This is a genomic window from Phascolarctobacterium sp. Marseille-Q4147 (genome assembly GCF_017968825.1).
In the GTDB taxonomy this organism is placed as follows: domain Bacteria; phylum Bacillota; class Negativicutes; order Acidaminococcales; family Acidaminococcaceae; genus Phascolarctobacterium_A.
Genome location: NZ_CP072874.1, coordinates 2,157,586 through 2,181,632, shown reverse-complemented (window position 1 = coordinate 2,181,632; position 24,047 = coordinate 2,157,586). Strand labels below are relative to the sequence as shown.

20 protein-coding genes are annotated in these 24,047 nt (G+C 47.4%); all 20 read left to right on the top strand.

Going from position 1 to position 24,047, the window contains the following annotated elements; translation table 11 throughout:
- Positions 1-171: 171 nt before the first annotated feature.
- The 20 genes from KAH19_RS09950 (at position 172) to KAH19_RS09855 (ending at position 24,032) form a co-directional block, all read left to right on the top strand.
- Positions 172-798, top strand: coding sequence for a hypothetical protein (locus tag KAH19_RS09950; RefSeq protein WP_210684468.1), 627 nt, complete (start codon positions 172-174; stop codon positions 796-798).
- Positions 799-813: 15 nt separating this feature from the next.
- Positions 814-2,424, top strand: coding sequence for a peptide chain release factor 3 (locus KAH19_RS09945; RefSeq protein ID WP_210684467.1), 1,611 nt, complete (start codon positions 814-816; stop codon positions 2,422-2,424).
- Positions 2,408-4,063, top strand: coding sequence for a sensor histidine kinase (locus tag KAH19_RS09940; RefSeq protein WP_210684466.1), 1,656 nt, complete (start codon positions 2,408-2,410; stop codon positions 4,061-4,063). Before KAH19_RS09945 ends, KAH19_RS09940 begins: the two co-directional genes overlap by 17 nt.
- 1 nt (position 4,064) lies before the next feature.
- Positions 4,065-4,769: a response regulator gene (locus KAH19_RS09935; RefSeq protein ID WP_210684465.1), complete on the top strand. Its 705-nt coding sequence runs from the start codon at positions 4,065-4,067 to the stop codon at positions 4,767-4,769.
- A 128-nt stretch (positions 4,770-4,897) separates the two neighbouring features.
- Positions 4,898-5,626 (top strand): WecB/TagA/CpsF family glycosyltransferase, encoded by a 729-nt coding sequence (locus KAH19_RS09930; protein ID WP_210684464.1) that lies wholly within the window; start codon positions 4,898-4,900, stop codon positions 5,624-5,626.
- Positions 5,627-5,837: 211 nt separating this feature from the next.
- Positions 5,838-6,470: a phosphatidylserine decarboxylase family protein gene (locus KAH19_RS09925; RefSeq protein WP_210684463.1), complete on the top strand. Its 633-nt coding sequence runs from the start codon at positions 5,838-5,840 to the stop codon at positions 6,468-6,470.
- Complete coding sequence (gene pssA, locus KAH19_RS09920; RefSeq protein ID WP_210684462.1) at positions 6,467-7,150, top strand: CDP-diacylglycerol--serine O-phosphatidyltransferase; 684 nt, start codon at positions 6,467-6,469, stop codon at positions 7,148-7,150. The genes KAH19_RS09925 and pssA overlap by 4 nt, the downstream gene beginning before the upstream one ends.
- 31 nt (positions 7,151-7,181) lie before the next feature.
- On the top strand, positions 7,182-8,474 hold the full coding sequence (locus tag KAH19_RS09915; protein ID WP_210684461.1) for a glycosyltransferase family 2 protein: 1,293 nt from the start codon (positions 7,182-7,184) through the stop codon (positions 8,472-8,474).
- Between the two features lie 126 nt (positions 8,475-8,600).
- Positions 8,601-9,260, top strand: coding sequence for an HAD-IA family hydrolase (locus KAH19_RS09910; RefSeq protein ID WP_210684460.1), 660 nt, complete (start codon positions 8,601-8,603; stop codon positions 9,258-9,260).
- Between the two features lie 191 nt (positions 9,261-9,451).
- Complete coding sequence (gene mtnP / locus KAH19_RS09905; RefSeq protein ID WP_009145105.1) at positions 9,452-10,249, top strand: S-methyl-5'-thioadenosine phosphorylase; 798 nt, start codon at positions 9,452-9,454, stop codon at positions 10,247-10,249.
- Between the two features lie 9 nt (positions 10,250-10,258).
- Positions 10,259-11,305, top strand: a complete 1,047-nt coding sequence (mtnA, locus tag KAH19_RS09900; protein WP_210684459.1) for an S-methyl-5-thioribose-1-phosphate isomerase — start codon at positions 10,259-10,261, stop codon at positions 11,303-11,305.
- 31 nt (positions 11,306-11,336) lie between these two features.
- Entirely contained in the window at positions 11,337-12,581 is a 1,245-nt protein-coding gene (locus KAH19_RS09895) for an adenosylhomocysteinase (RefSeq protein WP_021721118.1), read from the top strand.
- A gap of 2 nt (positions 12,582-12,583) precedes the next feature.
- Entirely contained in the window at positions 12,584-13,261 is a 678-nt protein-coding gene (locus tag KAH19_RS09890) for a class II aldolase/adducin family protein (RefSeq protein ID WP_210684458.1), read from the top strand.
- 84 nt (positions 13,262-13,345) lie between these two features.
- Positions 13,346-14,626 (top strand): amidohydrolase, encoded by a 1,281-nt coding sequence (locus KAH19_RS09885; protein ID WP_210684457.1) that lies wholly within the window; start codon positions 13,346-13,348, stop codon positions 14,624-14,626.
- Between the two features lie 31 nt (positions 14,627-14,657).
- On the top strand, positions 14,658-15,500 hold the full coding sequence (locus tag KAH19_RS09880) for a sulfide/dihydroorotate dehydrogenase-like FAD/NAD-binding protein (protein ID WP_210684456.1): 843 nt from the start codon (positions 14,658-14,660) through the stop codon (positions 15,498-15,500).
- On the top strand, positions 15,485-16,873 hold the full coding sequence (gene gltA, locus KAH19_RS09875) for an NADPH-dependent glutamate synthase (protein WP_021721113.1): 1,389 nt from the start codon (positions 15,485-15,487) through the stop codon (positions 16,871-16,873). Before KAH19_RS09880 ends, gltA begins: the two co-directional genes overlap by 16 nt.
- A 220-nt stretch (positions 16,874-17,093) precedes the next feature.
- Positions 17,094-18,656, top strand: a complete 1,563-nt coding sequence (locus tag KAH19_RS09870) for a type I restriction-modification system subunit M (RefSeq protein ID WP_246869359.1) — start codon at positions 17,094-17,096, stop codon at positions 18,654-18,656.
- 2 nt (positions 18,657-18,658) lie between these two features.
- On the top strand, positions 18,659-19,654 hold the full coding sequence (locus KAH19_RS09865) for a virulence RhuM family protein (protein WP_210684455.1): 996 nt from the start codon (positions 18,659-18,661) through the stop codon (positions 19,652-19,654).
- The gene (locus KAH19_RS09860; RefSeq protein WP_210684454.1) at positions 19,647-20,876 is read left to right on the top strand and encodes a restriction endonuclease subunit S; all 1,230 of its coding nucleotides are present in this window, start codon (positions 19,647-19,649) and stop codon (positions 20,874-20,876) included. The genes KAH19_RS09865 and KAH19_RS09860 overlap by 8 nt, the downstream gene beginning before the upstream one ends.
- A 3-nt stretch (positions 20,877-20,879) precedes the next feature.
- The gene (locus KAH19_RS09855; RefSeq protein WP_210684453.1) at positions 20,880-24,032 is read left to right on the top strand and encodes a type I restriction endonuclease subunit R; all 3,153 of its coding nucleotides are present in this window, start codon (positions 20,880-20,882) and stop codon (positions 24,030-24,032) included.
- The last annotated feature ends 15 nt before the right edge of the window (positions 24,033-24,047 follow it).

The following is a 24,047-nucleotide window of genomic DNA, read 5'->3' as shown; positions in this document are numbered from 1 at the left end:
AAAGCAATTCGAACAGTAATTGACAGCAAAAGCTGCAAAACATCAGGCCGAAGGCGCATAACTCGGGAACACAGCTTCCCGACAGCCACGGCATTACTGATTACTGTTATAGCAGAGCGCCTTGCGTTCGACGTAAGGGCTTTTTCATATTATATTGGGAGGTTTTGACCGATGATTCGTACATTGGAATTCGTCTGCAGCGAATGCGGCGAACATTTTGTGCCCGGAGAAAAATTGTATTATCGTGATAATTACATGAACAACAGCATTCGCGATACCAAATTTATCTGCCCGGACTGTATTGCCCGCTGGCAGCAGAAATGGCAGATTAAAACAGCCAGCTTTCATGAGGTTGACTACGTGCTGACAGTTGACCTGGAGCTGGAGGACGGCACAGTCTACAACAACATGGACTGCACGCCGATAGATGAAACCGAAACCGTTGTCCTGGGCGAGGACGTGCCGGTGGAGGCACAGCAGGAGCTGTACAAAATCTATGCAGCCTGGGATAAGGAACGCAAGGCACACATCCTGAAGGACTGCACCTTCAAGGATGAATTCATGCGTACTTCCTTCACCTGCGAAACCTACAGCGGTGAACGCTATGAGAACGTTGCCTTCCGCGTAACAATGCGCGGTGAGCTGCAGACGGAAATCCCTGTTCCCGACTACATCAAAATGCAGATTCTTGATGCCTACAAGCTGTACGAGGAGCAGAACGCCGATTATCCGGCAGTAGACGAGCTGGTTTCCGATGAGGATGAAATTGCCAGGATTACCAAAAATTTAAAGAAATAGGAGAGCATATACATAATGACAGAATTGATGGATAAAATTAAGAAACGCCGTACCTTCGCTATTATTTCTCACCCTGACGCAGGTAAAACAACCCTTACCGAAAAGCTGCTGCTTTACGGCGGAGCTATTCACCTGGCAGGCTCTGTTAAGGCTAGAAAGAGCAACAAGCACGCTGTATCCGACTGGATGGAGATTGAAAAGCAGCGTGGTATTTCCGTTACTTCTTCCGTGCTGCAATTTGATTACGACGGCTTCCGCGTAAACATTCTGGATACCCCCGGTCACCAGGACTTTTCCGAGGATACCTACCGTACTTTGATGGCTGCCGACAGCGCTGTTATGCTGATTGACGCTGCCAAGGGCGTAGAGCCGCAGACCAAGAAGCTGTTCTGGGTTTGCCACCGCCGCCGTCTGCCTATCTTTACCTTTGTCAACAAACTGGACCGTTACGGCCGTAATCCCTTCGACCTGATGGACGAGCTGGAAAAGGTGCTGAACATCCGCGCATATCCGATTAACTGGCCTATCGGTATTGACGGCCATTATAAAGGCGTGTATAACCGTCTGGAAAACACCATTGAGCTGTTTGAGGACGACACCAGCCATGGTGCCAAAAAGCTGAAATCCACTACCGGTTCTTTGGACGATCCCAAAATCAGAGAGCTGCTGGGTGACGAGCTGTACGAAAACCTGTGCAACGATATTGAGCTGCTGGACATGGCAGGCGATGAGTTTGACATGGAAAAGGTTAACACCGGCGAGCTGACTCCGATGTTCTTCGGCAGTGCTATGACCAACTTCGGCGTACAGAGCTTCCTGGAAAAATTCCTGGAAATGTCTCCCATGCCACAGCCGAGAATGCTGCAGGATGGTACAATATTGTCACCGGAGAACGAAAAATTCTCTGCTTTTGTTTTTAAAATCCAGGCTAATATGAATCCTGCTCACCGTGACAGAATTTCCTTCATGCGTATTTGTTCCGGCGTCTTTGACAAGGGAATGAGCGTTTACCACAAGCAATCCGGTAAGATGGTTAAGCTGGCACAGCCGCAGCAGTTCCTGGCTCAGGAGCGCACAATAGTGGAAAAAGCATATCCAGGTGACATTATCGGCGTTTTTGATCCGGGTATCTTCGGTATCGGTGATTCCTTGAGCGACAGCAGCCTGAAGCTGCAATTTGAAGACTTCCCCGTATTCCCGCCGGAAATTTTTGCCCGCGTACAGCCTAAGGACTCCCTCAAACGCAAGCAGTTTGAAAAGGGCATCATCCAGCTGTCGCAGGAGGGTGCTATTCAGGTATTCCGTCAGGAGGGCGTAGGTCTTGAAAGCTACATCGTCGGCGTAGTCGGTGTACTGCAGCTGGAGGTTCTGGAATACCGTCTGCTTAACGAGTACAGCTCTAAGCTGCTGATGAACCAGCTGCCGTACTCTGTTGCACGTTGGGTATACGCAGAGGATAAGAAGCTGATCGAGAACATTAAAGGCTTGGATAACGGAATGCTTGTTTATGATAAAAAGGGCAGACCTGTTATTCTTGTAAATAACGAGTGGTCCCTGAATTGGATTCTGGAACGAAATCCTGGTATTCAGTTCCTGACGGTACCTGCTGATGTGGAGAAAATCTAAAGATAATTACAATTACAAATCAGGAAAAACGCTTTCACTTTTACAGAAAATAGTAGTACTCATTACGCTCGTAGTGGGTATTGCACTGCTGCCGACATCTTTGTTTACGACGCAGAAGGTGGCGCGGGTAATTTACGACCGCGTCAGTATCAACGCCGTAAGCATCAACAACATTCTCTGTAACTCTCCGGAAATAAGGGAGAGCTTGGAGAAGCAGAACAAGAGGCCGGAGGATTCCGTAGACAGCTTTATGGCTGCCTTTGTTAACGATGTTGACCATTCGGATGAAGCTGGCGTAGCGATTTACGACAAGAACCGCCATCTGCGCGTGTTGTATAATCCCGGCAAGCTGCCGGACTTCGAGCATAGCGCGCGTAATCTGGTTGACAAATATGCGGGACGCAACAATATTTCCTATAAGGAAAATTACTCGATTCCCAATAAGGCCATAGGCTTTGTTAAAGATGACAACAAGAAAACCATCGGTTATGTTGTTACCGGTTATTCCGACGAAATCGTCAATAACTCAACAATCGACGCGGTTTTATTCTTGCTGTCTATGACGCTGCTTGGTCTGATTGTCGGCATCTGGGGCGCAATTTATTTGGCGAAAAGGATTAAAAGTGTTCTTTTCGGCTATGAGCCGGAAGAAATCGCCAGAATGCTGCAGGAGCGCGATGTTATTCTTAACTCTGTACGTGAAGGTATTATCAATATCAACAGCAACGGCTGCATTACGCTTGTTAATTCCGAGGCCCAATTGCTTTTAAAGCAAGCAGGTATTGAAGGAGTTAATGAACTATTTGGAAAATCTGCAAAAGATGTCTTGAAACGTGTGCCGTGGGATGATATTATAAAAGAAGGTAAAACTTTAGTTGATGCCAGTGTCAAGATGGGTAATACTGTCTTTATTATTACTGCAGTACCGCTGCTGGATGGCAAGAACATTATCGGTGCCGTGATTACCTTCCGCAAAAAATCTGTAGTAGAAGAGATGGCTAACCAGCTGACAGGCTTCAAAAATTATGCTACTGCTTTAAGAGCGCAGACACATGAGTTTATGAACAAAATGCATGTGATTATGGGCCTGATAGATATGAAGGCCTATGACGAGCTGAAGAATTTTACGCAGGAAATTGCCTATAACAGACAATCTGAGGTTTCTTATGTAGTAACCCGCCTGAAGGATATAACTTTATCAGGCTTTATCCTCGGTAAAATAAGCCGCAGCCGTGAACTTGATATCGACTTTTCTTTGACAGAGGAAAGCGAGCTGCACAGCGAGCTGGATGTGCCTTCGGTACATGATATTGTACTGATTGCCGGCAATATTATCGAAAACGCCTTTGATGCGTTGAAAAATTTTGACGGTGAACGCATTGTTAATCTTTCCATTCTGGATTTTGACCGCGAGATTGTTATCGTCGTGGAGGATTCCGGTCCCGGTATGAGCGACGAGATACGCGAGCATATCTTCCAGCGTGGTTTCAGCAGCAAATGCGAAAGCGGTCATGGCTTTGGCTTATATCTGGTTAAGCAAAGCATCAATAACCTTAATGGCACCATTACCGTGGAGTCTGCTCCGGGTGAAGGCACTACCTTTACCGTAAGGCTTCCGACCAGGAAAGAGGGGGATTAAGATGATTAACGTGTTAGTTGTAGAAGATGATCCGATGGTTGCCCAATTACATGAGCATTATCTTAGCCAGATCAAGGGGTTTCAGCTGTGTGATATCGCCGGTAACGGAGATACTGCACTGAAGCTGCTGCGTCAGAACAAATATGACTTAATCATTCTTGATGTCTTTATGCCTACTATGGATGGTTTGCAGCTTTTGGCTAAAATACGCGAGAGTGGTTATGATGTAGATGTCATCATCGTTTCGGCAGCAAACGATAAGGATAAAATTAAGCTGGCGCTGCGTTTGGGCGCTGTCGATTATATTATCAAGCCCTTTGAGTTTGAACGCTTTAACCTTGCGCTGAACAATTATCTGAAGCGTTATCAGATTGTTGAGGAGCAGGGCATCATTAAGCAGTCTGACCTTGACACTACTATTATGCGTCAGGAAAATCAGGTTGCGGTAACTCTGCCCAAGGGCCTTGATAAAAACACCTTAGGCACTGTTTGGAATTGCATCTGCAGTATTGACGGCATGTTTACTACCGAAGAGGTGGCAGGCATGGTGGGAATCTCCCGCGTTTCTATCCGTAAATATCTGGAGTTTTTGAAATCCCTACACCTGCTGAAGCTGGATCTGCACCGCGGAAGCGTAGGCAGACCGGTATATAAGTATCTGTGCCTTGACAAGCAGAGCGATGTGCTGAAGGCATATATACAGTAAAGCAATTCGGGTGAACCCTCGGCAGCAAATGCCGCAGGGTTCACTTTTTCTTGTATACGGATTTGAAATAATTGTCAGAGTAGTGTACAATAGTAGTATTATTATGCAGAAAAGAGGGGGCAAAACATATGCAAGACCCGATTAAAATATTAGGCGTGCCTGTACACGCAATGACGATGCAGGAGGCAGTGAAAACGCTTGAAGAAAGAATGCTCGCCAAGGAGCAGACCTTCGTTGTTACCGCGAATGCCGAAATCATCATGATGTGCCAGGAAAACGCAGAGTACAAAAAAATTATCTGCGAGGATGCGGAGCTGGTGCTGCCCGACGGCGCCGGTGCCGTGTGGGCAGGCAGACACCTCGGCTACAAGGTGCCGGAGCGTGTAGCAGGCTTTGACCTGTACAACGAGCTGTTGGATTTATCCGCGCACAAGGGCTACAAGGCGTATTTTTTCGGCGGCAGTCCGGGAATTGCCGAAGCTGCGAAGGCAAAGGCTGAGGAGCTTTATCCGGGCGTAAAGGTAGTAGGCTGCCACAACGGTTACTTTAAGGATGAGGATGTGCCGCAGATTATTGCGGATATCAACGCCAGCGGTGCAGATATGCTTTTCGTTGCTTTGGGCGCACCGAAGCAGGAGAAATGGCTCGTTGCACACCGCGCAGAGCTTAACGCAAAAATTCTGATGGGCATCGGCGGCAGCTTTGATGTGCTTGCCGGCAAAATGGAGCGCGCACCGAAATGGATGCAGGATGCTTCCTTGGAATGGGCCTTCCGCCTGTACAAGCAGCCCAGCCGTTTTATGCGTATGATGGCGCTGCCTAAGTTTGTAATCAAAGTAATGGCATCCAAGTTCTGATATTGACCGAAAATGCTATGCTTATCAAAAGTGCTAAGAATTTTACACTTATATAGACAAAAGCAGGTTGGTGTATTATAATAAAGTGATGGAAGTAGCATTCCATCACTTTTTATATCCGCGAAAAACAGACTGCACAGTCAGTTTGAATTTAATTTCTGATATGAAGTTTTAGATTAAAAGAAATATTCGCAGGAAAGCGAGGCTTTATATGTTTATTGTAAAAGATGGTTATATTTATGTTGGTGTTTCTCTGTTGTTGGCTGCAATAGTATATTATTTCTTCGGTGCTGTGTGGGCCGTAATCCCCGTAGTGCTGGCGTTATACTTTGCCTACTTCTTCCGCGATTTTCACCGCGTTACGCCTTATGATCCCAACATACTGTATTCGCCTGCGGACGGTACGGTAATGGGCGTAGATGAAATTTTTGATGATGAATATCTCAATGAGCCTGCGATTAAGGTAACTATTTTCCTTTCCGTATTCAACGTGCACACCAACCGTGCGCCGCTCGACGGTGAAATCAAATATCAGCGCTATACCTGTGGTCAGTTCGTGCCTGCGTATGAGAAAAATGCTTCCTTTGAAAACGAGCGTCATGCTATCGGTATGGATAACGGCCGTATGCGTTTCCTGGTAATCCAGATTGCCGGTCTGCTGGCACGCCGCATCGTTTCCTGGGTAACTGTAGGTACTAAGCTCCAACAGGGCGAAACCTACGGCATGATCAAATTCGGCTCCAGCACGGAGCTGGTTGTGCCCAGAAATGTTGAAATCACCGTTAAGAAGGGTGATAAAGTTGTTGGCGGTATTACCGTAGTGGGGAGGGTTAAAGAACAATGAACTGGCGTCGTCTGATTCCGAACAGCATCAGCTCTGCGAGCCTTATTTTCGGCGTGCTGTCAATCTTTAAAACTATCGAGGGTGATTTTTTCCTTGCCCCCGTTTTCATTGTAATCGCTGTACTTTTTGACTCTATGGATGGCCGTGCTGCCCGCGCTCTCGGCGTTGGCGGCGGTGACTTCGGCAAGGAGATGGATTCTCTTTGCGATATGTGCTCCTTCGGCGTTGCGCCTGCCATCATGATTTATATGTATGGTCTGCAGGACCTGGGCCTTGCAGGTCAGGTAATCGCCGCACTTTTCGCTGTGGGCGGCTGCCTGCGTCTGGCACGCTTCAACTGCAACACCGGTGTTGTACATGGTTATTTCCAGGGCATGCCTATTCCGGCAGGTGCCTGCTTCTTGGCAACCTATGTTGTTTCCGGTTACCAGTTCGCTCCGCCTGTGCTGGCAGCAGTTACTCTGGTAATTGCCTGCATCATGTACAGCGAGGTTAAATTCCCAGATTTCAAGGGCAAGGGCAATCCTATGTACCGTCTGCCTGTAATTATTGCCGTAATCGTCGGTGCCGTAATGCTGTACGAGCGTCCCGGTGCGTGGCCGTTTGTAGCAATGTTCACCTATACGCTGGCAGGCATTGTAAACCATGTTTACCGTGCTCTTACAGGTAAGAACAAATAATTTGCCGTTAGGGGAGTAAAGGAGATTTTTGATGTATACAGCTTTTGATATAATCATGATACCTTTGCAGCTATTGATTATATTTTTTACGCTCTACTACTTTTTTGTTTCTTGGTTCGGCCTGTTCGGCAAGAAGAAGGAAGTTAAGATATATAATGAAAGCAAGACCTTTGCCTTGATTGCCTGTGCGCATAATGAGGAAAGAGTTATTGCTCAATTAGTAGATAACCTGCGTCGTCTGAATTATAATGACGCTTTATATGATATCTATGTTGTTGCGGACAACTGCTCGGACAAAACCGCAGAGGTTGCACGCAAGGCCGGTGCGCTGGTGCATGAGCGCTTCAGTGAAACCGGTAAAGGCAAGGGCTTTGCTCTCGCATGGATGTTCGACAGACTGTTCAAGCTTGATAAGAAATATGATGCAGTTTGCGTTTTCGATGCCGATAACCTGGTGCATCCCAACTTCCTGCAGGAGATGAACAGCCGTCTGTGCAATGGCGAACGCATTATCCAAGGCTACATGGATGCCAAAAACCCGACTGATACCTGGGTAAGCGGCGTATTTGCAATTTCCTTCTGGATTGTTAACCATGTATGGAGCCTGGCAAAGTACAACATGGGCCTGTCCTGCTGTCTTGGCGGCACCGGCATGTGCTTTGATACCGAGGTGCTGAAGCGTTACGGCTGGCGTGCAACCTGCCTGACCGAGGATATGGAGTTCACCATTCAGGCGATGATGGAAGGCATTCCTACAACCTGGGCGCATGATGCAATTATTTACGACGAAAAGCCGTTGACCTTCAAGCAGACCTGGAACCAGCGTAAGCGTTGGTCGCAGGGCCACTTTGATGTAGCGGACCGCTATCTCATTCCGATGATCAAAAAAGCAATCAAGACAAGTAATATCGTCATGCTGGACTGCTCTGTGAACCTCATTCAGCCGTACTTCCTGATGATTTCCACGTTCTTCGTGCTTTGCAGCTATATTTATAACTTCTATCCGTTCTACACCAATATCCTGTATACCATTATTCCGGTAGAGGTTTGGACCTTGGTTGGTATCGGCCAGTATATTTTCCCGGTAGCGGTACTGTGGAAAATCCGTGCTTCCTTCAAGTCCTGGATGTATCTGCTGCTGTATCCGCTGTTTATTTACAGTTGGATTCCTATTACAGCTCTTGGCTGGTGGCACCGCCATGATCATGAGTGGAGCCATACGCTGCACACCCGCGGCATCAGCTTCGACGATGTAATTATTCCCGAGGACGCAGTAAATGACGGTCCTAAGGAAGTAGTCTTTGCGAAAAAGGACGAAAAATAACGTTTATAAGCACTTCTGCGTAAGTGGGAGTGCTTTTTTAGTGCGCAAAGGCAGGTAAACATGATATAATAAATTTATTATGCTTATACAAATGTTATGAAGATGAGCAAAAAGAGCGGAGAGGATATGAAGATGCAGATTAAGGGAATACTTTTTGATTTTGACGGCACTATTGCCAATACCATAGATTTGATTATCGCCACCTTTGAGCACACCTGTCAGGAGGTTCTGGGCTTTACGCCGGAGCGCGAGAAGATTGTTGCTACCTTCGGCCTGCCGCTGCCGGAGGCGATGATTGCGCTTTCCGGTAAGCCTGAGCTGGTGGAAACTATGCGTGACGCTTACAGAGAATATAATAACGCGCATCACGATGATATGATCCGTCCTATCCCCGGCGTGAGGGAAACGCTGGAGCAGCTGAAGGCACAGGGCATTAAGCTGGCGGTGGTCACCTCCAAAAAGCCGCCGATGCTGCGCCGTGGGCTGGACTGCCTGCAGCTGACGCCGTATTTTGATGCGACTGTTGCCTTGGGCGATACGAAGGAGAGCAAACCGCATCCTGAGCCTATGCTGGCCGCGTGTGCCAAGCTGGGAGTGAAGCCGGAGGAGTGCCTGTGCGTAGGCGACAGTCCCTTCGATTTGCAGAGCGGACGTAGTGCGGGGGCGAAAACCGTTGCCGTGCGCTATACGGCCTTTGGCTGGGAGAAGCTGCTGGAGGATGGCAGGCCAGATTTTGTGATTGCAAGGCCGCAGGAGCTGTTGGAGCTTGTGGAGAAAGCAAAATAAAGTCAGATAAACAGATTAAGCACTTTTGCGGTTAATGCGAGAGTGCTTTTTCTTTGCTCTTTAAATTATGCCTTATTTATGGTATTATATAATAGAAAAAGTGTGGAGAATCTGCATAGATATTATGCGTAATAACATACTTCAGCAAACAGTTTTCATTCTCACATTTAACTATAAAGGAGGCAAAGCATATGCGTAAAATTGCTATCATTGGCGGAACCGGTATTGATAATCCCGATACCCTGAAGGGATTCGAAAAAAAGATTATAGAAACACCGTTTGGTAAAGCATTGTGCAACATCGGCACAATGAGCGGTAATCAGGTGGTTTTCGTGAGCCGTCACGGCGTTGACCATTCCGTACCGCCCCACAAGGTAAACTACCGCGCCAACATCTGGGCCATGAAGAGCCTGGGAACGGAGGAGATTTTTGCTACTACCGCAGTTGGTTCCCTCAACCCGGAGATGAAGGCAGGTCACTTCGTAGTTTGCGACAACGTGTTGGACTTCACCAAGAGCCGCATCAACACCTTCTATGATTCCCCAGAGCGTGGTGTAGCGCACTGCGATTTCACCTATCCGTATTGCCCGACTTTGCGCGAGAAGGTTATCAAATGCCTGGAGAAAACGGATATTACCTTCCATAAGCACGGTGTTTATGTTTGCACCGAAGGCCCGCGCTTTGAAAGTGCTGCCGAAATTAAAATGTTCGCTATGCTGGGCGGTGACCTGGTTGGCATGACCAATATGCCTGAGTCTATTCTGGCGCGTGAGGCAGAGATGTGCTATACAAACTGCTCCATCGTTACTAATATGGCTGCCGGCATTTCCCCAACACCGCTTTCCCATAAAGAGGTTTGCGACGCAATGGCACTCAGCATTAAGAATATGGAAAAGCTGATTCTGTCCTTCATCGCTTATGAAGAGCCGACTGAGGCGAAATGCAACTGCCATCATGCAATGCAAGAGTTTGGCGGCTTTAAGCTGTAAGAGGTTGTTATGGTAGAAACTATGCGTTGGGAGCAGGGGAGCCTGGTGCTGTTGGACCAGACTCTGCTGCCGCAAAAGATAGAATGGATTACCTGCGTAGATTATAAGCGCGTGAAAGTGGCGATTGAACGCTTGGAGGTGCGCGGTGCTCCGGCAATCGGCGCTGCCGCTGCCTTCGCTATGGTGCTGGGTGCGCGCGAGGTTGAGAATAAGCCTGACTTTTTGGGTGCGTTGGACGTTGTGCGCGCAGATCTGATTACTGCGCGTCCGACGGCGGTAAACCTGGCGTGGGCGGCGAATCTGCAGTACGCTTTGGCTGTGCGCCTGAACGGCGAGGATAAGTCACCTGCGGCTATTATCAAGGCGCTGGAGGAGAAGGCCGAGCAGATTTATGCGGACGATATCACCATGAATAAGCGTATGGGCGAATACGGCGCTGCTGTGCTGCCTGACGCTGCCGTAGTGCTGACGCACTGCAACGCAGGCGCACTGGCAACCTGCGGTTGGGGCACGGCGCTGGGCGTTATCCGCAGTGCCTACGCGCAGGGCAAGCTGAAGATGGTTTATGCCGACGAAACACGCCCGCTGCTGCAGGGTGCGCGTTTGACGGCGTTTGAGCTGTTTGAGGACGGCATTCCGGTGACGCTGATTACCGATAATATGGCAGCGTGGACCATGCGCACGAAGGGCGTGAACGCTGTTGTTGTCGGTGCCGACAGAATTGCGGCCAACGGCGATACGGCGAACAAAATCGGCACCTATGGAGTGGCACTGGCGGCGAAGGCACACGGGATTCCGTTTTATATCGCCGCGCCGACGAGCACCTTTGATTTTACGATTGCCACAGGTGCGCAGATTCCTATTGAGGAGCGCAAGGCCGACGAGGTACGTCATTTCCGCAGCGAGCAGACTGCGCCTGAGGGCGTGACAGTGTTTAACCCTGCGTTTGACGTGACACCGGCAGAGCTTATTACCGGTATTATTACCGAGCATGGCGTACTTAAAGCGCCGTATACAGAAAGCATTAAGAAATTGCAGGCTCTTTTAAAAGATTAAAGAGCTTAATTTAAGGAGGATTTTCAGATTTATGCAAAGCATCATTAAAGACATCAAATTGGCACCGTTAGGTCATCAACGTATCGCGTGGGCAAAGGAATATATGCCCCTGCTGAACCATCTGAACGATGAATACAGCAAAACTAAGCCTTTCCAGGGCATCAACATGGTTGTAACCATTCACCTGGAAGCTAAAACCGCTTATCTGGCACTCGTGCTGAAGAACGCAGGCGCTAATGTTGTTGTTACCGGCAGCAACCCGCTTTCCACTCAGGACGAAATTGCCGCAGCACTGGTTGACAGCGGCGTAACCGTTTTCGCAACCCATGGCTGCACCAACGAAGAATATGATATGTATCTGCGTGAGGCTTTAAAGAGCGAGCCGCAGCTGATTATTGATGATGGCGGCGATTTGGTTAATATGCTGCACGGCGAACGTCGTGACCTGATTCCTAACCTGATGGGCGGCAGCGAGGAAACCACTACCGGCGTACATCGTCTGAAGGCTTTGGCTGCAGCAGGTCATCTGGCATTCCCGATGATTGCCGTTAATGATGCTTACTGCAAGTATCTGTTTGATAACCGTTACGGTACCGGCCAATCCTCCTGGGACGGCATCATGCGTACCACCAACATGTCCGTAGCAGGCAGAACCGTTGTTGTTGCAGGCTATGGCTGGTGCGGTAAGGGCGTTGCTATGCGTGCCAAGGGCCTGGGCGCTAACGTTATCGTTACCGAGGTTGATCCGATTAAAGGTATTGAAGCAGTATTTGACGGCTTCCGCGTTATGCCGATGCAGGAGGCTGCTAAGCACGGCGATATCTTTGTAACCGTAACCGGCTGCAAGGACGTAATCACCAAACCGCATATGGAGGTTATGAAGAACGGCGCTGTTATGTGCAACGCAGGCCACTTCGACGTAGAAATCAACAAACATCATCTGGAGGAGCTTTCCGTAGTTGCTCCGTATGAAGTACGCAAAAATATCATGACCTACACCATGGCTGACGGACGTAAGCTGAACCTGCTGGGCGAAGGCCGTCTGGTTAACCTGGCATGCGGCGATGGTCACCCGATTGAAATCATGGACCTGTCCTTCGCTATGCAGTTCCTGGCTATGAAATACCTGCTCGACCATAAGGGAGCAATGGAAAATAAACTGTATGTACTGCCGGAAGAACTGAACACCGAAATCGCTGCTCTGAAGCTGCAGGCTATGGGCGCAGGCATCGATACCCTGAGCGATGAGCAGAAGGCATATCTGGCTGCCGAATAATCATGGAAACGCAGTTATTTGCTAAAGAAAGTGCATGTGCCGCCATTGTGGAAACAGGCCATGCGCTGATTGAAAAAAAGCTCGTCGCAGGCTCCTGGGGCAACATCAGCTGCCGTATTGACGCGCAGAATATTGCTATCACACCCTCCGGCCATGGTTATGAAACACTGACGCCTGAGGACGTTGTTATCATCAACAGAGATGGCAACGTTGTCGAGGGCAAGCACATTCCTTCTTCCGAACTGAAGGTGCACACCGCCATTTACAACGCCTATCCCGAGGCAGGTGCCGTAATCCATACGCACAGCATTTATGCCAGTGCGCTTGCGGCCATGCATCAGGGGGTACCGGCGATTATCGAGGATATCGTGCAGATTATCGGCGGCAGGGTAGAGTGCGCACAGTATGCTCTTTGCGGTACGCAGGAGCTGGCGGACAACACCGTGCGTGCGCTGAACGGCAAAAAGGCTGTGCTGCTGGCCAACCATGGCGCTGTGTGCTGGGGCAAGAACCTGGCGGAGGCACTGCTTGCTGCCGAAATTCTGGAAAAAGCGGCGCAGATTGCCGTAATCTGTGTAGGCACTGGCAACAAGGTGTTCGAGCTGAGCTGTGAGGACGTGGACGTGATGCATGATTTTTATGAAAAGCATTACTCCAAACGTCAGCAGGGCGAGGAGTAGAAAACAATAATATCACGGTCATCTGCCTCCCTAAGCATTAAACAGGGAGGCAGGACTTAATTTATACCAAGGAAGTGAAATCTTTTGGCTAAGCTACTGATTAAAAATATCGAGCTTCTACATACTCCGAACGGTGAAATGCAGAACATCGCCGTTGAAGATAATAAGATTGTCTATGTAGGCAAGGACGTGCCTGCAGACTTTGCTGCCGACGAAATTGTAGACGGCAAGGGCAAACTGGCTACCGCCGGCATGGTCAACACCCACGGCCACGTTTCTATGACACTACTGCGCAGCTATGCCGATGACATGGCGCTCATGGACTGGCTGCAAAACAAAATCTGGCCGATTGAAGACAAGATGGACGCTAACGACATCTACTGGGGCGCAATGCTGGGCATCGTAGAAATGCTGAAGGGCGGTACTACCTGCTTTGCCGACATGTACGCCTTCATGGAGGATGTTGCGCGTGCCTGTGCTGAAACCGGTATCCGCGCTAACCTCAGCCGCGGCTTGATTGGCGTAGCGCCGGACAAAGACGTAAAGCTGGCAGAAAACACTGTGCTGGCGAAGAATTGGCAGGGCTATGACAACGGCCGTATCCGCATCACCTACGGTCCGCACGCTCCTTATACCTGCCCGGTAGATTATCTGGAAAAGGTTATTGCCGAGGCTGCTGCCAACAAGGCAGAAATCCAGATGCATCTGTGCGAAACTAAATTTGAGGTTGATACCGTTGTCAAAGAGCATGGTATGACTCCGATTCAGCTGATGGATAAGCTGGGCATGTTTGAGCTGGGTACCATCGCTGCGCACTGCGTACATCTGACCGACGAGGATATGGATATCATGGCTACCAAGCACGTGCGTGTAGCACACAATCCGCAGAGCAACCTGAAGCTGGCAAGCGGTATCGCACCGGTAGCGGCAATGCTGAACAAGGGCATTTGCGTTGGCCTGGGCACGGACGGCGCATCCAGCAACAACAATCTGGATATGCTGGAGGAATGCCGTGCTGCCGCAATGCTGCATAAGGCAACCACCTTTGATCCTCTCGTTGTTCCTGCTAAAAAGGCGTGGGAGATGGCAACCGTTGACGGCGCCAAGACTCTGGGCTTTGCCGATACAGGACTTTTGGAGGCAGGCCAGCAGGCAGATATCGTACTGTGGGATATGCACAAGCCTTACTGGTATCCGCGTCACAATAAGCTGTCCCAGCTGGTTTATGCAGCAAGCAGCACCGACGCCGACACTGTTTTCGTAGCAGGCAAAAAGGTTGTGGAAGCAGGAAAACTGCTGACCTTTGACGAAGAAAAGATTTATGCGGAAGCTGAGGCTTGCACCAGAAAGCTCTTGAATAAATAGCAATTAGCAGCAAAAGGAGAAATGCAAGAAAATGGCTAAAATCATTACCAAAGCAAATTTAGCACCTGCAGTTTACGAGTTCGTCGTAGACGCGCCGCTGGTGGCACACAAATGCCATCCGGGACAGTTTGTAATCATCCGCACTGACGAATACAGCGAACGTATTCCTCTGACTATTGCGGATTTTGACCGTGAAAAGGGATGCATCACCTTAATCGTGCAGGCTGTGGGCAACACCACCAAGCATCTGTGCGACACCTTTAACGAGGGTGATGATATTCTCGACGTGGTAGGTCCTTTGGGACATCCTTCCGAGATGGGCAAGTTCGGTACTGTTGTAGTAGTTGGCGGCGGCATCGGCGTTGCACCTGTTTATCCAATCGCGCGTGCTTATCACGAGCTGGGCAACAAAGTTATCTCCATCATCGGTGCGCGTGACAAGAATCTGGTAATCTGGCAGGATAAAATGGCTGCTATCAGCGACGAGCTGATTTTGACCACCGATAACGGCAGTGCAGGCCGCAAGGGCTTTGTAACCGACCCGCTGCGTGAAATGCTGGAAGCAGGCGAGAAGATTGACCTGGTATTGGCCATCGGCCCTGTTATCATGATGAAAAACGTGGCAGCAACCACCAAACCCTTCGGCGTTAAAACTACGGCCAGCCTCAACACCATCATGGTAGACGGCACCGGCATGTGCGGCGGCTGCCGTGTAATGGTTGGCGGTGAGAACAAATTTGCCTGTGTAGACGGACCGGAGTTTGATGCTCACGAGGTAGATTTTGCAAACCTGGTAATGCGTCAGCAGATGTACAAGGACCAGGAAGCACTGGAATATAGCTGTGGAGGTCATTGCAAATGCGTGGAGGAATGAGAAATGCTATGCCGGAACAGCCGGCTGATGTGCGTAACAAAAACTTTCAGGAGGTAGCACTTGGCTACACTAAGGAAATGGCGGTAGACGAGGCACAGCGCTGCCTGAACTGCCCCAAACCGCGTTGTGTAGGCAGCTGCCCGGTTAATATTGATATTCCTAAGTTTATCCATGAGGTGGCACAGGAAAACTTTGCCGAGGCTTATAAAATTCTCAAGCAGAAGAGCACCCTGCCCGCTGTCTGCGGACGTGTCTGCCCGCAGGAAAACCAGTGCGAAGGCAAATGCGTGCTGGGCATCAAGGGCGAGCCTGTAGCTATCGGCCGCCTGGAGCGCTTTGTGGCCGACTATGCACGTGAGCACGGCCTGGATAACGATGTGGAAGCTCCGGCAGAACGCAAGGGCAAAAAGGTTGCCGTAGTAGGCAGCGGCCCCAGCGGTCTGACCTGTGCCGGCGATTTGGCTAAAATGGGCTATGATGTAACCATGTACGAAGCGCTGCATGCTGCCGGCGGCGTGCTGATGTATGGTATTCCGCAGTTCCGTCTGCCGAAGGAAATCGTACAGCATGAAATCTCCGCACTGAAAAAATTGGGCGTAAAAATTGTAGTTGACGCTGTAATCGGCCGCACCTTCACCATCAAGGAGCTGATGGAGGAGGAAGGCTTCAGCGCTGTTTATGTTGGTACCGGTGCCGGTCTGCCGCATTTTATGCAGATTGACGGCGAAAACCTTAACGGTGTATATTCCGCCAACGAATTTTTAACGCGTGTAAATCTGATGAAGGCTTACGAGTTCCCGAACTACGCTACACCTGTATACGTTGGCAAGAAGGCTGCTATCGTTGGCGCAGGCAACGTGGCAATGGACGCAGCGCGTACCGCGAAGCGCCTTGGCGCGGAGCAGGTATATATCGTTTACCGCCGCAGCGAGGAGGAAATGCCCGCGCGTAAGGAAGAAATCGGCCATGCTAAGGAGGAAGGCATTGAGCTGCGCCTGCTGAACAATCCGGTTGCAATTTTGGGCGATGAAAAGGGCTGGGTTAACGGCCTGAAGTGCATCAAGATGGAGCTTGGCGAAGCAGATGCCAGCGGCCGTCGTAGCCCTGTAGCTATCGCAGGCAGCGAGTATGTGCTCGATGTTGACATGGTAGTTATGGCTATCGGCCAAGGTCCGAACCCGCTGATTAAACAGACTACTCCTGATCTGGAGGTTAACAAGCGCGGTAACATTGTTGCCGACGAGGCAGGTGCTACCTCTATTCCGGGCGTGTTCGCCGGCGGCGATATCGTAACCGGTGCTGCAACCGTAATCAGCGCTATGGGCGCAGGCAAGAAGGCTGCAGCTGCTATTGACGAGTACCTGAGCAAGTAAGGGGAAAGCCGGCGCTGTTGCATAATTTAATATGAGATAAGCGTAAAATCCTATTGCAGATGTTCTGAGTTAGTCTGCAATAGGATTTTTTATTGGTGCCGTTCAAAGAAATAAAAAGCCTTAAAACGTTTCTTTTATCTGCTTAAGGCTGTATAATATAATTATGAATTTGTTTGTTGAGTAATTACTATACATTAAGATAAATTTAGGAGGTTTTGACGTGACTGATATCAAGAAGGAACAGGAAAGAGAAGAGCTTCACCGTGCTATTTGGGCGATTGCGGATGAGCTGCGCGGAGCTGTAGACGGCTGGGACTTAAAAAACTATGTGCTTGGCACTATGTTTTATCGCTTTATTTCTGAGGATCTGACTAATTATATTAACCTAAATGAGATTGAAGCAGGTGATGCTGACTTTGATTATGCTAAGATGTCCGACGAGGATGCAGAGGAAGCTCGCGAAGGTCTTATCGAGGAAAAGGGCTTTTTTATGCTGCCCAGCGAACTCTTTTGCAATGTTTGTGCTAATGCAGCCAATGACGAGAACCTTAACGAACGTTTGGAACGTATCTTCAACAACATCGAAGGTTCTGCTAAGGGAAGTGAGTCTGAGGCTGATTTCTCAGGTCTGTTCGATGATTTTGACGTTAACAGCAATAAGCTTGGGTCTACTGTAGCGAAGCGTAACGAGCGCCTTGCAAAGCTGCTTAACGGCGTGAAGGATATGAACCTTGGTGATATCAATGACCATTCTATTGATGCTTTTGGTGATGCTTACGAATACCTTATGGGCATGTATGCATCCGGTGCCGGTAAAAGCGGCGGCGAGTTCTTTACCCCGCCGGAAGTAAGTGTGCTGCTTACGCGCTTGGGCACGGTAGGCAAGAAGGAAATCAACAAGGCTTATGACCCGGCCTGCGGCTCCGGCTCTTTGCTGCTGAAATGTGCTGAGCTTTTGGGCAGGGATGCTGTCCGCAACGGTTTCTATGGTCAGGAAATCAATATCACTACCTATAACCTCTGCCGTATTAACATGTTCCTGCATAAGATTGGCTTTGATAAGTTTGATATTGCCTGCGAGGATACGCTCACCAATCCGCAGCATTGGGATGAAGAACCCTTTGAGCTAATCGTATCAAACCCGCCGTATTCCGTAAAATGGGTTGGTGACGGCGATGCTACCTTGATTAACGATCCGCGTTTTGCTCCTGCAGGCGTGCTTGCACCCAAGAGCAAGGCTGATATGGCTTTCATCATGCACAGCCTGTCCTGGCTCGCTGCCAACGGCACGGCTGCCATTGTCTGCTTCCCCGGCATCATGTATCGTGGCGGTGCGGAGCAGAAAATCCGCAAGTATTTGGTAGATAACAACTATGTAGATGCGGTTATTCAGCTTAGCGGCGGCCTTTTCTTCGGTACGAGTATTGCAACCTGTATTATGGTGCTCAAAAAAGGCAAAAGCGATAACAAGGTTATGTTCATTGATGCTTCCAAGGAATGCATTAAGGTCACGAATAACAACAAGCTGACTCCCGAAAACATTGACCGCATTGTTGATGTATTTGCCAAACGCGAGGAAGTTGCTCATTTCAGCCATCTGGCAGACTATGCGGAAATCGCAGAAAACGATTTTAACCTTTCTGTTTCTACCTATGTGGAGCCTGAGGACACCCGTGAGAAGATTGATATCAAAAAGCTAAATGCGGAAATCGCGGAGATTGTTGCCCGTGAGCAGGTTCTGCGCAGCGAAATCGACAAGATTATTGCGGAAATTGAGGGGTAAAGATGGATAAGCAGATGCAGTTTTTGATTTATAAGGTTGCGGATGAAAATAGATTTATCAATGCTTTTATTCAGAATGAAACTATTTGGGTAACGGCAAATCAAATGGCAGTGCTTTTCGACAAGAGTGAATCGACAATCCGTAAGCATATCAATAACGTTTTTGAAGAAAAGGAATTGGAACGTGAAAACAACACGCAAAAATTGCGCGTTGATGGTGTAAAACAGCCGGTTGCTTTTTATAATCTTGATACTATTATTTCCGTAGGGTATCGAGTTAATTCTCATCGTGCTACCAATTTTCGCATCTGGGCGACGCAGGTTTTAAAGGAATACATGCTAAAAGGCTTTGCTATGGATGACGAACGCTTGAAGCAAGGAAAGACAGCCTTTGGCAAGGATTATTTCCGCGAATTACTGGAACGCGTTCGTTCTATTCGTGCAAGCGAAAGACGCATTTGGCAGCAGATTACGGATATTTTTGCTGAGTGCAGTATAGATTATGATAGTAACGCTGATGTAACACAGAGCTTTTATTCTACGGTGCAAAATAAATTTCATTATGCTATAACAAAACAGACAGCAGCAGAAATAATTTATAATAACGCTGACCATACTAAAGAAAATATGGGTTTGCAGACCTGGAAAAATGCGCCGCAGGGACGTATCTTGAAATCTGATGTTAAGGTTGCTAAGAACTATCTTTCTGAAAAAGAAATACGTCAGCTGGAACGAGCTGTAACAGGTTATTTTGATTATATCGAAGATTTGATTGAGCGGGAAAATACCTTTAGCATGAAAGAATTTGCTGCCAGTGTCAATGAGTTTTTAGCATTTAGGCGTTATGATATTCTGCCGGATAAGGGCAGGGTATCGCGTAAGCAAGCGTGGGAAAAGGCTTGTGCAGAATACGATATTTTTAATAAAACACAGAAGATAACTTCGGATTTTGATTTACTGCTTAAGGCAACGGAAAAAATGGGAGAAGGAAATGAGTAATTTAGAAGAGTTGATTGAAAGGCTGTGCCCCGATGGGGTGGAGTATAAATATCTTGCTGATGTTGTAACTATAAAACGTGGTGTAAGGTTAATAAAAAAAGAATTGAAAGATAACGCCAAGTATCCAGTGTATCAGAATAGCTTAATACCATTAGGATATTATGATGATTATAACTGTGAAGCTAATAAAACAATGATTATTACTGCTGGAGCAGCAGGAGATATTGTATATAGTAATACTAAATTTTGGGCAGCTGATGATTGTTTTTATTTTATATGCAATAGGAATATAGATGATAAATTTCTGTATTATGTATTAATGTCTCAACAAAGAGGAATATACTCAAAAGTGCGTAAAGCTAGTATCCCAAGATTGCCGAGAATTGTTATTGAGAAAATCAAGCTCCCTGTACCTCCTCTGGAGGTACAACGTGAGATTGTCCGTATTCTGGACAATTTCACGTTCTTAACTACCGAGCTTGCAGCCGAGCTTGCAGCCGAGCTTGCAGCTCGGCAGAAGCAGTACGAATATTACCGGGATTTACTGTTGACGTTCAAACCGAATGAGAGTACCATTTTGAACGAACGAACGAACGAACTAGAGCTTAGTGGCGCTATTCGCTGGATGAAGCTGGGGGATTTAAGTATCACAATAACTAAAGGTACTACTCCTAAAACTTATTCAAAATCAGGAATTTGCTTTATTAGAACTGAGGCTATAGAATCAGATTTGATTAATTTTGATAAAGTAAAATATATTGATGATGATATTCATAATGGTTCCTTGCGTCGTTCGATTTTGCAAGCCAATGATATATTATTTACTATAGCAGGAGCAACAATAGGAAAATGTGTTGTTGTCCCTGCATCAGCATTGCCCGCTAATACAAATCAAGCATTGGCTATAATTAGATTGAAAGAAAATTATGAACATAAATATATTTTTTATCTGTTAAAATCAAAATATATGAAAGACTATATACAAAAGAGTATAAAGGGCTCTGCTCAGCCTAATTTGAATTTACAACAATTGAATGATTTTGTTATACCTGTCCCTCCTCTCGAAGTCCAACAACGCATCGTCGATATTCTCGACCGTTTCGACACTCTTTGCAACAACATCTCCGATGGTCTGCCTGCAGAAATCGCAATGCGCCAAAAACAGTACGAATACTATCGTGACAAGCTTTTAACCTTTAAGGAACTAAAAAAGGAGGCGTAAGCCATGCCTTATTTCAATATCGTAGCGGAAACTACGGAAAGCACGGTTATAACCGAATATGAGCCTGTGCCAAGACGCTCGGACAGCTACCAGAGCGAAGAGGAGCTGGAAAAGGAATTTATCCGTCTGCTGACTGAACAGGGCTACACCTATCTGAACATTCATAAGGAGGCAGACCTTATCGCTAATCTGCGTGAACGCTTGGAAGAGCTTAACAACATTAAGTTTACGGACAGCGAATGGGAGCAGTTCTTTAATACTGCTATCGCTAATCCTAATGACAAGATTGAAGATAAGACGCAGACAATCCAAGAAGACTATGTAAAGGTTCTGAAGCGTGAGGACGGCACTTCCAAGAATATCCGCTTTATTGATAAGAAGAACGTGCATAATAACCGCCTGCAGGTGCTTAATCAGTACGAGAACGGCAAGGCAGAGGGTGCAAAGTATAATAACCGCTATGATGTGACTGTGCTAGTCAACGGCCTTCCGCTGGTCCATATCGAGTTAAAGCGCAGGGGAGTGCCTATCCGCGAAGCTTTTAACCAGATAGAGCGTTACCAGCGTGATTCCTTCTGGGCGGGCTGCGGACTCTTCGAATATGTGCAGATTTTCGTTATCTCCAACGGTACGCTGACCAAGTATTACTCTAATACTACCCGTATCAATACAATCAAGGATGCAGTGAGCGGTAAGACCAAGAAGTCCAAGACCAGCAACAGCTTTGAGTTTACAAGCTACTGGGCAGATGCCAATAATAAGGTAATTCCTGATATAGTAGATTTTGCTAAAACCTTCTTTGCCAAGCACACGTTGCTTAATATCATCACCAGATACTGCATTTTCACTTCTGAAAAGATGCTGATGGTCATGCGTCCTTATCAGATTACGGCAACGGAACGCATTCTGAACCGCATTGAGATTGCGCATAACTACAAAAAATACGGCGACGTAGCTGCAGGCGGCTTTATTTGGCATACTACCGGCAGCGGCAAGACCTTAACCAGCTTTAAGACAGCAAGACTGGCTTCACAGCTTGATTTCGTTGATAAGGTTCTCTTTGTTGTAGACCGTAAGGACCTTGATTACCAGACCATGAAGGAATATGACCGCTTCGAGAAGGGTGCTGCCAACAGTAATACCAGCACAGCGATTCTGAAAAAGCAATTAGAGAATCCTAATGCTAAAATCATTATCACTACGATACAGAAGCTTGCTAATTTTATTAAGAGAAACCAACAGCATGATTTCTATAATAAGGAAATAGTTATCATCTTCGATGAATGTCACCGTTCTCAATTCGGTGATATGCATACCGATATTATCAAGCATTTCAAGAAGTATTACCTGTTCGGCTTCACCGGTACGCCTATCTTTGCCAAAAACGCAGGCGCAAGGAAGAACGCACAGCTTATGACTACGGAGCAGGCCTTCGGTGATAAGCTCCATACCTATACCATCGTTGATGCTATTAATGACAAGAACGTCCTGCCCTTCCGTGTTGATTTCATCAAGACGATGGCGCTGGAAGAGGATATCAAGGACGAAGATGTATGGGGCATTGACCGTGAGAAGCCGATGATGGCTCCCGAACGTATTTCGCTTGTAACCAAGTATATTCTCAATAACTTTGACCGCAAAACCTACCGTGGCGACAAGACCTATGTGTTCAACGCTCTGACCAACATTAAGGATGTTGCTTCTGCAGGCCGTCAAGAGGTTGAAGAAATCAAGCGTAAGCAGCGTCTGAGCGGTTTTAACTCTATTTTCGCGGTAGCTTCTGTGCCAATGGCTAAGCTCTATTATCAGGAGTTTAAAAAGCAGATGGCGGAGGATCCTTCCAAGTCTTTGAAAATAGCAACTATCTTCAGCTATGGAGCTAATGAAGAAGAAGCTGATGGCGTTATTGATGACGAGAACTCCGAGGATACATCAGCTCTGGACCAGAATTCAAGAGATTTTCTTGAAGATGCTATCCGTGACTATAACGTCATGTTCCATACGAACTATGATACTTCCTCTGACAAGTTCCAAAACTATTATAAGGACGTATCGCTCCGCATGAAGAACAAGGAGCTTGACCTGCTTATAGTAGTAAATATGTTCCTTACAGGCTTCGATGCGACCACGCTCAATACGCTCTGGGTTGATAAGAACTTAAAGATGCACGGACTTATTCAGGCGTTCAGCCGTACAAACCGCATCCTGAACTCTATTAAGACCTACGGCAACATTGTATGCTTCCGCCGGTTACAGCCACGCATGGAAAGTGCTATTGCGCTTTTCGGAGACCGTGATGCGAGCAGCATTGTGCTTGTGCGTACCTTTAAAGAGTATTATTACGGCTGCAGGGACGATGATGGCAAGCCTGTTCGTGGTTATATTGATATGATTGCTGAGTTGCAGGAAAAATATCCTGCCTCCGAGCATCAGATTATTGGCGAAAAGAACCAAAAGAACTTTATTATGCTTTTCGGTGCAGTGCTTCGTATGCGCAATCTGCTTAGCTGCTTTGATGAATTTGTCGGCAAGGAAGGCATCAGCGAGCGTGATATGCAGGATTATCTCAGCATTTACGAGGATTTGCGTCAAAACTGGCCTCCAAAAGGACCAGAAGGCGAGAAGACCGACATCACCGATGATGTTGTCTTTGAGGTTGAGCTTGTAAAGCAGATTGAAGTCAACATTGATTATATCCTTATGCTGGTCAAGCAGTATCATGACAGCAACTGCGAGGATAAGGATATACTGGTTACTATCCCAAAGGCTGTTGATTCTAGTCCGACTCTGCGCAGCAAGAAAAAGCTTATTGAAGCGTTTATTGAGGATGTCAACGACAGTGACGGTAACGATATAATCGGAGACTGGAATGATTTTGTCTTTGAAAAGCGCGAAGAAGAGCTTGAAGATATCATTAAAGCTGAAAAGCTTAAGCCTGAAGCTACACGCAACTTTCTTGAAAACGCATTTCAACAGGGTGAAATCAAGACTACCGGTACGGATATTGATAGCATGATGCCGCCTGTAAGCCGTTTCACGAAGAATAATAAGCGTGAAGAAAAGAAGATGGGTATTATTGACCGTTTGAAGGCTTTCTTTGAGAAGTATTTTGGTATTGGTGGCAACAGAAGCTTTTTCAGTAAGAAAGAGGAATGATCGCAAGAGGAGTGA